Here is a 13,178-nt window from a genome sequence, read left to right as displayed (position 1 = left end):
CAGTAATTGGCATGTTTTTAATGATACTCCCTGTTTTATTTTCTATTTGAGGGCAATGTAACAATGACTAATCCAATCCCATTTCGTATCGGCCAAGGCTACGATTGCCATGCGCTGGTGCCCGGCCGCGCACTCATTATTGGCGGCGTGCGGATTGCGCACAAGACCGGTTTGCTCGGCCACTCTGACGCCGATGTGTTGCTGCACGCGATTACCGATGCCTTGCTGGGTGCGGCCGGCCTGGGCGATATCGGCCGCCATTTTCCGGATACCGATGCGCAATTTTCTGGCGCCGATTCGCGCGTGCTGTTGCGCGAGGCGCTTAAACGGGTGGTGGCGGCCGGTTATGCGGTCGGTAATCTGGATGCCACCATCATCGCGCAAGCGCCGAAGATGGCGCCGCATATCCCGCAGATGGCAGCGAATCTGGCCGAAGATTTGGGTGTGGCAGCGGCGCAGGTCAACATCAAAGCCAAGACCAACGAGAAGCTCGGCACTTTGGGCCGGGAAGAAGGGATTGCGGCGCAGGCGGTAGTATTGATTTATTGCCGCCAAACGCGGTAAGCGCTGTTGCGATAAATCTTCCCAGTCGCTTGAAATTTTGGTTAAATGCTGACAAGCCGGTATGCGAGGTATTGAAGCCATTCTATTGAAATCACTACTATTGCAGCCACACCACTACGACCGAGGACATCATGAATACAAATAGCCTGAAGCAGACACTAACAAGGCTGCATGCCAATCTGGAGACAGCCGAAAACGTCGATCCCGAGCTGAAGGAAATCCTGCAGGTGCTGGACAAGGACATTCAGAATTTGTTGGAGAAAGACACCACGGACACCACCATCACAGATGAGTTGATAGATCGCTCACAAGCTATTTCAGCCCAATTTGCTGCCCGGCATCCGCAATTGGAGCCAATCCTGCGGGAATTGGGCCAGATCCTGAATCGCATGGGTATCTGAACACCCACAACGTGGTTTGCAGAAACGCCCCGCATTGCACTTGCAAACCGCCATTTTTAACTTGAAACAGGAGCACCGAATGTCAAATGAAGGCTACCACGAACCGATCGACAAACTCACTGCACCAACGATGGACATGCACCGCGCCCTGACTTCATTAATGGAAGAACTGGAAGCAGTGGACTGGTACAACCAGCGCGTCGATGCCTGTACCGATCCGCAACTCAAGCTGATTTTGGCGCATAACCGCGACGAAGAAAAAGAACATGCTGCGATGATTTTGGAGTGGATACGTCGGCGCGACCCAAAAATGGACCATGAGTTACGCGATGCATTGTTCAAGGCCGGCCCGATTACCGGCCAGCACCAAGATCCGGAAGTGTGAATTAAAGAGTAAGAATCCCTCCGAAAACCAATTAGCATGGGCCTTCGGTCCTACGTCTCTGACGTGATTTGGGGATTTGCACCGATCCCAAAACGAATCGGTCGAAACCCTGGATTTCAGCCGGGACGGTCAAGTCTAAATTACCCCCGGCAAAGCCGAGGGTGATCTCCAGTAATAATCCATTACTGCTTGCGCCCGATAAAGCCTGCAACTACGGCCTGGCCGGTTGCCGCGTTCGACAACGAGAGCGCACCGCCGATTTCCGCTGGCCCAGTCCCGCTCGTACCTGTAGTCACCACTGGACCGAAATAGCGCCCGCTCAGGCCGCCTGTCAACGTGCCATTATTCACCGGTCCGGTCAGATAGTTGGCGACGCTCTGGTCAGCTGCACCCATAGCCGTTGTTGCGTTGAAGGTTACCGGCACCGGTACCAGATAGTCACTGCCGGACCGGGTTTGCGCCAGCGTTTTTTCAACCGTCACGACAACCACCCGCGTAACGAAATTTACGCTAATCTTTGCATCTCCACGGAACAGGGAAGGCTCTGCGGTGGCATTGGGGGCATACCATCCGTAAATAAAGCCCGCGTAAGTTGCAGAGCCGGTGACCGGCACAGTGGACGGGTTGGAGACGTCGCCGAACGCCACGAGGCCGAGGCGATTCTGGTTATGCTCAATGTTTCCGCCCCATTCATTGATAGACACCGTGTCATGCGTCTTCCATGCGCCCAGATTTCCGTATTGAAAACTCCAGTTGGTCAGATCGCGTCCGCCTTTCGAGCCTGGGAAAGGAACCCCCGGCCCGGTGCCGTCCAGTGGGCCGTCGCCCGCGTGGATGTCGCCATCTTCATGCTCGCGGGTGGCGCCAGCCAGGTCGGCCGTGTTTCCGCCCGTGCTCCAGTCTCCCGGTATAAAGTGCACCCCTGTCGTTTCTATGGCCGAGCACGGCGGCGATGGGCAACGCGATGGAGCATTGCGTTGAAAGTATTGATTGTTGGCGTAGTTCGCCTGCGTGGCGGCAGCGCCTTTGGTGGCAAAGTCGTAGTAGCCGAGATCAGAACTTGCAGGCAGCGCGCCGAAGACGATCGCTCCGGTTGCGTCGAGCTTGACAAAACCTGGCGTAGTTTTGAAAGTCTCGATAATCGTTGGCCGCTCTGTTTTTCCATCCCAAGTGATGTCGAGGTTGCTAAGCAGCATCGCGGCACTGGATACCTTGCTGTTGCCGTCCTTGGCCAGCCTGAATTCTGCAAGACCGCCTGATGCCAGGGCCAAGCCAAATGCCGCGCCCACCTCTACGATCGGGTTTGCCAGGTCATTGGTGGATTTGCCGTATACCTGCACGCCAGAACTCGTCAACGCCACGCCGTTATCACTTCTGATGATGCTCGTCCCGCTGCACTGATAATTTGCGCCATCGACGCAACTCATTGTCATCGAGGCAGTGACAGGAGGCGGAATTGTTGGTGTTGGTGTTGGTGTTGGTGTTGGTGTTGGTGTTGGTGTTGGTGTTGGTGTTGGTGTTGGTGTTGGTGTTGGTGTTGGTGTTGGTGTTGGTGTTGGTGTTGGTGTTGGTGTTGGTGTTGGTGTTGGTGTTGGTGTTGGTGTTGGTGTTGGTGTTGGTGTTGGTGTTGGTGTTGGTGTTGGTGTTGTTGATGTTGGTGTTGGTGTTGGTGTTGTTGATGTTGGTGTTGTTGTCGATGTTGGGTCGGAGGATCCCCCCCCCCCACATGCGGTCACAGAAGTTGCCAACAGGAGCGAAAGGATTTTGTGGTACGGGGCGTGACGCATCATATTTCTCCAATTTGTTTAATCAATTTCGCTTTTTCTCCAGGACATAGCATGGAAGAAAGGCTTGACACCAACTTATCCGTGAAATAATGGTGTGCAATTGACAACAAACAAGAAGCAATGCATTGTTGAAACTTTCTAGTTTTAAATTTGCGAAAACGCAATAAATGCATGATGCCATTCAGCTACCTGGTAGCAAGCCTAAAAACAATCGTAATCGCCACTCCGCGACTATCCTTGCCGCGACCTGATCGAGTCGTTGTGCGCAGGCTTGGTCAGACCATCAACCAGTTTTTGCAAAACCGCTTCGAAGCGGCTGCTTTTGGCATCTATGATGGCACGGTCCTTTTGCGCCTAGGCCGGCTAACCTTTGATTGCAAATGCAACACGGCGGCAACCGTTCTGACATATGGCTGTGTCGATTGCCGGAGAAGATAACCCGGGTGAACTCAAAGATCCGTAAGTATTGTCCTTTTGCAACAAAGCGTACCCTTTAAGCCAGGAGCAACATGCCATGAATTTACACGTTATATCCTCAGTAGTTCCCCCAAACGAGCCGGCCGGCCCCCCATCGGACATCATGATCGCGCAACTTGTCGGCCAGGTGTATGAGACCGCACCCGCTCATGAGCAAAGCCGCCTCCTTGGACATTTGCTGCGACCGCTCGGTATTTTGTCCCTGGTTGCAGTGGCCAACGGCATCTTTGCAAAGGCTTGGTTTCGCAGCGGGCAGCAGACCTTGAACATTCGGATTGAAGATATACATAACGTGCGCGCCAGCGACGTGATCGACTTGGTCAACTATGTCCAGCAGGTTAGCGTCGAGGCGGTTGATGGGTTGGCCCAGATGCTGGTGGCATCGCCCGCATTGGTTGGCTCGGCGGCAGCGGCGCTGCTGGTGACAGCGCTTCTGCAACGCGCCCGAACTCGTCACGTCCGCACCAATGAGATCGACGACCAGACCTAGACCTGAGATATGCCCCGGCTCGTGGTATCCATTGTCCACTTTTGGCTCCAGGAATGCCTATGGCAAGCAGAAATCTTTCGTCACAGCAAGCCGCAGGACGCCAGGGAATTATTCCCAAGACTGCACATACGGGTGCTCGCTGATGTAAGAACGTAAATCTTGTTAAGAATTGTATCTGTCACTTTCATTCTTTCTCCGAGATGCTAATACTATCAATTAAGAATGATTGTTTTTTATACATGCTCATCTGGATCACATAGATACCGGGTAAAGTAAATGCGGCAATGTCATAACGGTGTAGAAACTTGCGTGGCGAGGTAATTATCATGAAATGGAATAAATGGAAATCTGCATTACTGCTCATTATCCTGTTTGGGGCAGCTGCCAGCGAACCAGTGTGGGCTGACCGCGGGCATTTTGGTGGTCATGGTCATGGGGGTGGGCATGGGCATGTCGGCGTTTTTATTGGTGCGCCATTGTTTTGGCCTTACTACCCGCAACCGTATTACCAAGGACCTTATTACTACCCGTCTTACCCGCCGTCATCGCCTCCAATGTATGTTGAACAGGAACCATCGTCTTCGCAACAGTACTGGTATTTCTGCAACAACCCGCAGGGATATTACCCTTACGTGCAACAGTGCCCATCAGGCTGGCAGCAGGTGATGCCACAACCTCCAGGCAATTGATTGGAACCGATATCATGCCTACATCCTTACGACTTTCTCCGCTTTTTGCCTTGTTGTTATTGAGCGCCTGCGTCTCCATGCCATCGGGGCCGAGTGTGATGGTATTGCCGGGGACAGGAAAGAGTTTTGACCAGTTCCGGGCCGACGAAGCCTCGTGCCGGCAATATGCGCAGGGCCAACTTGGCGGTGCGACTGCCGATCAGGCCGCGGTAGATAGCGGTGTGCGCAGTGCAGCGCTGGGCACGGTGCTGGGTGCTGTTGCGGGTGCTGCCATTAATGGCAGAAGTGGCGCCGGTGTTGGCGCGGGTACCGGCTTGCTGTTCGGCGGCCTTGCTGGCGCGGGGGCCGGCAACAGTTCCGGTTATGGCGTGCAGCGGCGCTATGATTTCGGATACCAGCAATGCATGTATGCAAGCGGCCATCGAGTGCCGGTTTCCGGCGGTTTCTCGGCTGAAACACGTCCCGCAACGCGTGGATACTATGCAGTGCCCCCGCCAAACACGCCACCGCCTCAGGACGTGAGGCCGGGCTATTAGGTCCGGTCGAATTAAGTATTGTCAAATTTTTTGTAGCCGGGATCGACTACTGATGCCAGCACCAGGTTCGCGCTGGTTGTTTGCCCAAGACATGACCGATCCCAAGTCTTCGGTGGTCAAATCGTAGTGGCTTCAGTAGAGCGTTTCGATATCGCTGGCCAGCCGGTAGCCAGCACCGCGCTCGGTGACAATCAGGATGGGATTGGCGGAGTCGGCCTCGATCTTGAGTCGCAACCGCCGGATTTGCACGTCAATCGTGCGATCGTAGACTTCGGCTTCGTGCAAGCGCGACATCGACAGCAATTGGTCGCGCGTCAGCACGCGTTGCGGTGCTCGGCACAGCGCACTCAGCAGGCTGAACTCACCATTGGAAAGTTCTACCGAAGCGCCGTCGGGCGACACCAGGCGTCGGGTGCGCAGGTTCAGTTCCCAGCCCGAGAAACGAAAAGCCCTGCGTGTATTGTCGCGCTCGGGCAGGGTGGACTGGACTTGGTAACGGCGCAGCACGGCGCGCACGCGTGCCAGCAACTCGCGCGGGCTGAAAGGCTTGGTGACGTAGTCGTCGGCACCTAGCTCCAGGCCCATTACGCGGTCGGCTTCCTCGCTGCGTCCGGTGAGTAATACGATTGGTACGGTCGCCCTTTCGCGCAGGGTGCGCGCCAGTTGCATGCCGTCTTCGCCGGGCAACTTCAAATCCAGCAGCACCAGATCGATGGCCTCGCGGTCGAACGCATCGAACATTGCGCGTCCCGAAGCACCGGCGCTGACGCGCATGTCGTTATTACTGAGGTATTCAATCACCAGGTCGCGGATGATGGGATCATCATCAATCACGAGAATATGCGGGGTGACGGGGATGTTCATGGATTTGGACGATTGGGCTTAAGCTGATGCCGCCGGTATGAGTGAATGCCGTTAGTGCACGGCATAAGGGAGTCCTTTTATGCATGATATAGCAAAAGAGCGGGCGCTCCGGTCGCCACGACCATGGTTGATTGTGCTGGGATTGGGATTCGTTCTTGCGGTGGTCGCGAGCACCGAGTTGTGGCACCTGCGCCACGACGCCATAGACAGCCAGGCGCGCGAACTTGGCTTGCTGTCGCTCGCGTTGACCGATGAGATTGATCGCGGTTTGCAAGGCGCGGAAGAGGGCTTGCATGCGATGCGGGTCGAATTGCGCGAAGGCCGTCTGCGGACCACCGGCATTGAGGCGCAGCGAGCACTGCGGGTACGTGCCGAGTTGATGCCGATTGTGCGAACGCTCTGGCTGGTAGGCCAAGATGGACGGTTGCTTTCATCGTCGGACGCGACACCAGTACCTCCGCTGCCGTCATTCTCGCCGGATCTGAACCGGTTAGCGGAGGGCGCGGTAGCGGTGAGTCGTCCGTTCATGGACGTGAGTACGAAAACATCGCTGGTAACGCTGGCCGTTCGTTTCGCCGGTGCGGCGGGTACGCCGGGTGCGCCAGGCGGCTGGGTTCTGGCTGCCATGCCTGCCAATACGCTGCTTGGCGCATTCTCCGTCGCTTTGCCTGCTGCCGATGCACGCATGGCTGTTTTTCGGGGCGATGGCGTTCGCCTGGCCGGCGCAATCGTTGCTACTTCCACGTTCGACGAAGCGCGTGTGGCCAAGCGCTTGGCTACTCTTCGCACTGCGGAGCTGCGCCAATTTCGCGATGGCAGCGAGCGTTTGGTCGCACTGCACAGTCTGCCGCGCTATGACCTGAAAGTGGTGCTGACGCGAGATTTGGGGGTCATGCTGGTCTCCTGGCGCGAGGCGGCACGGCTGACCGCAGCGGGCGTTGCGCTTCTTCTGTTTGTCATCGCGGTGTCGGTTTACCTCGTGCAGCGTGCCGATTTACGCCGGGCTGTGGCGCAGCGCGCATTACAGGCGCAACAATCACGGGCAAGTAAGCTCAAATCGTTGGGCACGCTGGCGGGGTGGCGCACGACTTCAATAACGTGCTTGCGGCGATCATCGGCTACGGTGAGATGGCGCACGATGCTGCACCGCAGGGCAGCAACCAGAGACGCCACCTCGACAATGTGCTGCAGGCGGCATTGCGCGGCAAGGCGCTGGTCGAACGGATTCTTGCCTTCAGCCGCGGCGGCGCGCACGCATTGATGGTTTTTGAGCTGGAGACCATCGTCGAAGAGGTGCTCACTTTGCTGGCGGCCTCGTTGCGCCCGGGGATGGTGCTGGAACGTGGGCTTGAGGCCCACGGAGCGCGGCTGCGCGGGAACCCGACGCTGGCTTTCGAGGCGGTCATGAACCTATGCACGAACGCGCTGCAGGCCATGCCCGGTGGCGGCATGTTGGGGGTCCAGCTGGAACGCGTGCATGTGGCCGAACCACGCGTGCTGTCGCACAGCCAACTGGCGGCCGGCGACTATCTGGCGCTAACCGTGTCGGATCAGGGCAGCGGCATTACGCCTGAAGTCATGGAACGCTTGTTCGAGCCGTTCTTTACCACCCACGAAGCGCAGTCGGGCACGGGCTTGGGTCTCGCTGTGGTGCATGGCGTGGTGGCTGAGTTCGGTGGTGCAATCGATGTGCACAGCACGCCGGCGATTGGCGCTCGGTTCACTCTGTATTTTCCTGAATGCACCGATGCACTTGATGCGCCCGCGCCCGTGGCGAAGGCAGTGCCCAGCGGCGCCGGCCAGACGCTGCTGGTTGTCGACGACGAGCCCGCGCTGGTAGCCCTGGCGGAAGAGTTGCTCAAGGGCTTGGGTTACGATCCGGTCGGCTACAGTGATCCGGTCGCGGCGCTGCAGGCGCTACGCGAAAATTCGCAGCGATTCTCCGCCGTCATCACCGACGAAGTGATGCCAAGGCTCAGTGGAACGCAGCTTACCGAGTCGGTGCGGCTGCACTCGCCGCACCTGCCCGTGCTACTGGTCAGCAGCTACGGCGGTGCGCTGCTAGCCTCGCGGGCCGCTGCCGCCGGTGTGACGCAGGTGCTGGCCAAGCCATTGCAGCGCGCCGACCTCGCGCGTGCGCTGGCCGAGTTGCTGCGCTGAGTTGTCGGACGCATCGGACATATTGGACATATCGGACATATCCGCGATGGGTCAGAACTACGTGCTTCCATTTCAGATGCAATACAGCGGCGACCGTTTTGACACATGGCCGCACCAATGCCCTGAGACGATGATGTCATCGCATCAATCCCGATACGCCAGCTCAAAAGGGGAAAAATCATGCATGTTCGCGATATCAAGCCAGCCGAGGGATTGGCCCAAATGCACATGGCATCGCCGCTGATGGCTGACTCGACCGCGCCGTTGGCGGCACGGCTCTTGATCCACGCCGACGGCAACAGCGACAGCAACAGCGCGGCCAGCGGGCATGACTTCAAATCTTTGCTGCAGCGCTTGCGCGCGTTGTACCCGGCTGGCCCGCAGCACCATGAGCGGTTGCCGCTCAGACTGCAAATCATCGATTTGCAGGGGCACGAGGTGCTCGCCCTCGACGACGCCGGGCCACTGGTCGATGTAGTCTTGCCAGCCGGCACATACCACGTCGCCGCACAGCTGGACCATGTCCGACGCGGCTACACGATGACGCTCAAGCACGGCGCATCGTTCGATCTGTATCTGCGCCTGGCGCCAGGTCGGCAATGATGGCTTATATGTCACCTGCACATGAACGTGTCATCACATCCATAAAACCCACAAAATCCACCCGCCCCGGAGAAACATCATGCTACTTATGTCGACCCCGCAACGTCGTTTAGCCATCTCCATTGCCATCGCCATCGTTGTTGCCGCCGCGACCGCGATGGCAACAGCAGGCTACTACCAGCGCGGTTATGTACAGCCAGTGACAATCGGGCCCACGGCAACGGCCAGCCAGGTTATTGCGTCTGGCTCTGCGGGACTGCCCGACATGGCAAGCATCGTCACGCGTTTCGGTCCGGCGGTAGTGAATATCAGCGTTAGCGGCACGCGCAAGGTCTCCACTGCCGCCGACGCTTTGGGCGACGCCGGTGACGCCGCCACCGATGATGACGATGAACAAAACGCGGATGCTACACGCGATCTTTTGCGCCGCTTCCAACAGCGGTTCGGCGCGCTGCCGCCACAGATACGTGTGCCGATTCAAGGCGAGGGCTCGGGCTTCATCGTCCGGTCCGACGGCATCATCCTGACCAACGCACACGTGGTCAGTGGCGCTCAGGATGTGGTGGTCAAGCTGACCGACCGCCGCGAATTCCACGCGAAAGTGCTTGGCTCCGACAAGCTGACCGACATCGCAGTACTCAAGGTCGATGCCGGCAACCTGCCCGTCGTGGCGATCGCGGCTGCGCAAGCGCCGCAAGTTGGCGAATGGGTGCTCGCAATCGGTTCGCCATTCGGCTTCGAGAATACCGTGACTGCCGGCGTGATCAGCGCCACCAGGCGCTCATTGCCAGGCGATGGATTCGTTCCGTTCATCCAGACCGATGTCGCGGTTAATCCCGGCAATTCGGGTGGCCCGCTGATCAACATGCGCGGGGAAGTGGTTGGCATCAACTCGCAGATTTACTCCCGTTCCGGTGGCTACCAGGGGCTGTCGTTCGCGATTCCGATTGAGGTTGCCAAGAACATCGAGCAACAGATTCTGAACACGGGCACGGTCCGACACGCGAAGCTCGGCGTCACGGTGCAAGAGGTGAACCAGACGCTTGCGGAGTCGTTCAAGCTTGACAAACCTGCCGGTGCGTTGGTCGCCAACGTCGAGAAAGGCAGCGCGGGGCGGCCTTGAGAGCGGCGACGTGGTGCTGTCGGTCAATGGCAAGGCGATCGACACGTCGGGCGATCTGCCTTCGGCGGTGGGTCTGGCCCAACCGGGTGACCGGATCGACCTTGAGGTCTGGCGCCACGGCGTGGCGCGCACACTGCACGCCCGGCTGGATGAGGCGAAGACCCCGGTCAGACAGACGGCAGACGCCGGAATGCCGAACGCGTCGAACGCTCCGGGTCGCCTTGGCTTGGCGATGCGACCGCTACAGGCAGAGGAGAAGCGCAAAGCCGGGATTGATTCAGGCTTGCTGGTTGAAAGCGTGAGCGACGCTGCCGCGCTTGCCGGCGTGCAAGCGGGTGACGTGCTGTTGGCGATAGATGGCAATACAGTTGCCAGCGTCGCCCAGGCGAGCGATGCCGCAGGCCTGTCCAACAAAGCCGTCGCGCTGCTGGTGCAGCGCGGCGAAACGAAAATCTATATTCCGTTACGGTTGGGGTGAGCGGTATGCACGCACGTACGTACATTAATCTGTCGCTGCGCTGGCGTCGAAAGAACAGGAGATTCGGCTGAAACCACAGACAAATTCTCTGCCGCAAGACGCAGAGGGAGCCATGACGCAGGGCTTGAATTACCGCGTCGACAGCTAGCAGTTCCGGTGCAATATCAATACTGGCCGGTGTAAGGTATTGATGTATATTATTGTCATATTCTTAATAATTTTTTCCACCATCCAGTACTGTTTTTTACACACAACCGGCCGAGATTGCGGCCTTGCGAGGGAGCGCAAATGAAAAAGAAACTGCTATGGATCGTCTTTGCATGGATGACGGCAGCACAAGCCGCATCGTTCGGCATGGAAGCGCCGCTTCCTCCCGAGTTAGCGCCAATGCAACAACAGTCTCAGGCGGCGTATCTGGCCGCTGCACTGCTGACGAAATATCACTACAAATCGATGCCACTCGACGATGCCATGTCGGAGAAAATATTCGCGCATTATCTAAAAGCCCTTGATTCCGAGAAGATTTTTTTCGTTCAAGCCGATATTGATCAACTGGCCGGGTTTCGCACCACACTGGACGACGCCATCATCAAGGAGGACCTGAGCGCTCCCTTCGTCATTTTCAATCTCTACGTGCAGCACGTGTCCGGGCGATTTGCTTATGCGCGCACCTTGCTCAAGGCGGGGTTTGATTTCCAGCAGCAGGAAAGTTATCAATCCGAGCGGGAAAAGGAAGCGTGGCCGAAATCCGAGCCGGAAATGCGCGAACTGTGGCGCAAGCGGGTCAAGAACGACTGGCTGCGGCTCAAGCTCGCAGGGAAAGACGACAAGAGCATCGTCGAGACGCTTGATAAACGCTATGACAATTCCCAAAAACGCGTTGGCAGGGTAAAGAGCGAAGACGCCTTTCAGACATTCATGAACGCCTACACCATGGCCATCGAGCCCCACACGAACTACTTGGGGCCGCAGGCCGTGGAGGACTTCGACATATCGATGCGCCTGTCCCTGGTCGGGATCGGCGCGGTGCTGGCGGGGAAGGATGACTACAGCACGATCCGGGAACTTGTGTCGGGCGGCCCTGCGATTCTCTCGGGCCAGCTGAAAATCGGCGACCGCATCCTCGGCGTTGCCCAAGGAAAAAATGGAGTCATGACGGACGTCCTGGGCTGGAGTCCGAACGAAACCGTTGCGTTGATTCGCGGTGAGGCCGACTCGAATGTCCTGCTCGACGTACTCCCCGCAGAAGCAGGACCGGATGGCAAACATAAGCTGGTTTCACTCATTCGCAAGAAGATCAATCTGGAAGATCAGTCTGCCAAGAAATCGGTTCTCTCGGTGATCGACGGAAAGCGCACGCGTCACATCGGCGTGATATCCCTTCCCACCTTTTACCGGGATTTCGAAGCGCAGCAAAAAGGCGACCAGGATTTCAAAAGTGCAACCCGCGACGTGGCGCGCCTGCTGGATGAATTGAAACTGGCAAAGGTCGACGGCGTACTGATCGACTTGCGCAATAACGGCGGAGGTTCCTTGACCGAAGCGATTGCGCTCACCGGCTTGTTCATTGACAAGGGGCCGGTGGTGCAACAGCGCGACGCCCAGGGAAATATCACTATAGAGCGCAGCACAAACGCCAGCGTCGCCTGGAATGGTCCCTTTGGCGTGCTGATCAACCGGGGCTCGGCATCAGCGTCGGAGATATTTGCCGCAGCCATTCAGGATTACGGCCGTGGAATGGTGATCGGTGAACGGAGTTTTGGCAAAGGCACGGTACAAAACATCATTAATCTTGATCAGGTCGCCAAAAATGACAAACCGGAATTCGGCGAACTGAAATTAACCATTGCACAGTTTTTCCGCATTAATGGCGGCACCACGCAACTGCGTGGTGTGAAGCCGGACATCCACTTTCCTACGGCTTCCGATCCAGACAACTTTGGCGAATCCAACTTCGACAACGCACTTCCTTGGGTGCACATCAAGGCCGCGGACTATGCGCCGGCCGGCGACTTGAAATATCTGCTGCCCATTCTGCTGACACGCCATGACGCCCGCGTGAAGATGGACAAGGATTTCCAGTACCTGCAGGAAGACATTGCCGAATTCGAGCTTCAACGCAAAAAAAATCGGGTCTCGCTGAACGAAACCGAACGACGCAAGGAACGGGATATCAAGGAGGCGCGGCAGAGTTCCCGCGAAGTCAGGAACAGGACGGATGCTGGCGGGAGCGTCCATGAGGACGTTGCCGGCAAGGAACCAGCGGCGGGGAAGAAGAGCGCCCTTCAGGACGATGGCTTGCAGGCTGACGAGCGCAATCTCGCCAATGAACTGGCGGCTGAAACAGCGCAGAAAAATGCCAAAGACATCTTGTTGAACGAAGCTGTCCATATCGTCAGCGACGAAGCCGGCCTGCTGCAACCCAGCGCCAGGCTCGTGTCCAGCGTCAGGCCGCGCTCACAGTAGTGTAAAAGGATAGCTTGCGGGGTTCTATTGATGTGATGGAGTATAGCCAAAAACATGGCTATTTCTGCATTTATATAGTCATATTTAAAAAATACACCTGACCGGTATATGTTTTTCGTAACTATTCAGCCTGCACCAAGAAACTTCCAAACCGA

Annotated in this window: 12 protein-coding genes and 1 pseudogene; 10 read left to right on the top strand and 3 right to left on the bottom strand. The window is 57.2% G+C overall.

The genetic code is table 11. From position 1 onward, the window contains the following. Positions 1-63: 63 nt before the first annotated feature. The 3 genes from ispF to KGFNPO_RS09580 all read left to right on the top strand — a co-directional run bounded on the left by ispF (position 64) and on the right by KGFNPO_RS09580 (position 1,350). Positions 64-564 (top strand): 2-C-methyl-D-erythritol 2,4-cyclodiphosphate synthase, encoded by a 501-nt coding sequence (ispF, locus tag KGFNPO_RS09590; protein ID WP_472631075.1) that lies wholly within the window; start codon positions 64-66, stop codon positions 562-564. A 131-nt stretch (positions 565-695) separates the two neighbouring features. Continuing rightward, entirely contained in the window at positions 696-965 is a 270-nt protein-coding gene (locus tag KGFNPO_RS09585; RefSeq protein WP_472631074.1) for a DUF4404 family protein, read from the top strand. Positions 966-1,044: 79 nt separating this feature from the next. After that, entirely contained in the window at positions 1,045-1,350 is a 306-nt protein-coding gene (locus KGFNPO_RS09580; RefSeq protein WP_472631073.1) for an encapsulin-associated ferritin-like protein, read from the top strand. Between the two features lie 182 nt (positions 1,351-1,532). Here the strand turns inward: KGFNPO_RS09580 and KGFNPO_RS09575 are convergent, their stop codons facing one another. Further along, complete coding sequence (locus KGFNPO_RS09575) at positions 1,533-2,711, bottom strand: HupA family protein (RefSeq protein WP_472631072.1); 1,179 nt, start codon at positions 2,709-2,711, stop codon at positions 1,533-1,535. A 7-nt stretch (positions 2,712-2,718) separates the two neighbouring features. Next, complete coding sequence (locus tag KGFNPO_RS09570) at positions 2,719-3,078, bottom strand: hypothetical protein (protein WP_472631071.1); 360 nt, start codon at positions 3,076-3,078, stop codon at positions 2,719-2,721. A gap of 573 nt (positions 3,079-3,651) precedes the next feature. Between KGFNPO_RS09570 and KGFNPO_RS09565 the strand changes: the two genes are divergently transcribed. The 3 genes from KGFNPO_RS09565 to KGFNPO_RS09555 all read left to right on the top strand — a co-directional run bounded on the left by KGFNPO_RS09565 (position 3,652) and on the right by KGFNPO_RS09555 (position 5,329). Further along, positions 3,652-4,104: a hypothetical protein gene (locus KGFNPO_RS09565; RefSeq protein WP_472631070.1), complete on the top strand. Its 453-nt coding sequence runs from the start codon at positions 3,652-3,654 to the stop codon at positions 4,102-4,104. Between the two features lie 326 nt (positions 4,105-4,430). After that, a complete protein-coding gene (locus tag KGFNPO_RS09560; protein WP_472631069.1) occupies positions 4,431-4,793 on the top strand; it encodes a hypothetical protein in 363 nt (120 codons plus the stop codon). A 14-nt stretch (positions 4,794-4,807) separates the two neighbouring features. Then, positions 4,808-5,329, top strand: a complete 522-nt coding sequence (locus tag KGFNPO_RS09555; RefSeq protein ID WP_472631068.1) for a glycine zipper family protein — start codon at positions 4,808-4,810, stop codon at positions 5,327-5,329. Between the two features lie 132 nt (positions 5,330-5,461). Here the strand turns inward: KGFNPO_RS09555 and KGFNPO_RS09550 are convergent, their stop codons facing one another. After that, on the bottom strand, positions 5,462-6,193 hold the full coding sequence (locus KGFNPO_RS09550) for a response regulator (RefSeq protein WP_472631067.1): 732 nt from the start codon (positions 6,191-6,193) through the stop codon (positions 5,462-5,464). A gap of 1,128 nt (positions 6,194-7,321) precedes the next feature. Here KGFNPO_RS09550 and KGFNPO_RS09545 point away from each other — a divergent pair. The 4 genes and pseudogenes from KGFNPO_RS09545 to KGFNPO_RS09530 all read left to right on the top strand — a co-directional run bounded on the left by KGFNPO_RS09545 (position 7,322) and on the right by KGFNPO_RS09530 (position 13,023). After that, positions 7,322-8,353, top strand: a complete 1,032-nt coding sequence (locus tag KGFNPO_RS09545; protein ID WP_472631066.1) for an ATP-binding protein — start codon at positions 7,322-7,324, stop codon at positions 8,351-8,353. A 180-nt stretch (positions 8,354-8,533) separates the two neighbouring features. Next, positions 8,534-8,956 (top strand): hypothetical protein, encoded by a 423-nt coding sequence (locus KGFNPO_RS09540; RefSeq protein WP_472631065.1) that lies wholly within the window; start codon positions 8,534-8,536, stop codon positions 8,954-8,956. A gap of 88 nt (positions 8,957-9,044) precedes the next feature. Continuing rightward, positions 9,045-10,557: pseudogene (locus KGFNPO_RS09535) on the top strand (Do family serine endopeptidase). 288 nt (positions 10,558-10,845) lie between these two features. Beyond that, the gene (locus KGFNPO_RS09530) at positions 10,846-13,023 is read left to right on the top strand and encodes a carboxy terminal-processing peptidase (protein ID WP_472631064.1); all 2,178 of its coding nucleotides are present in this window, start codon (positions 10,846-10,848) and stop codon (positions 13,021-13,023) included. Positions 13,024-13,178 lie beyond the last annotated feature (155 nt).

Source organism: Gelidimonas diazotrophica, assembly GCF_055694025.1.
This window is presented reverse-complemented; position numbering and strand designations above follow the sequence as displayed.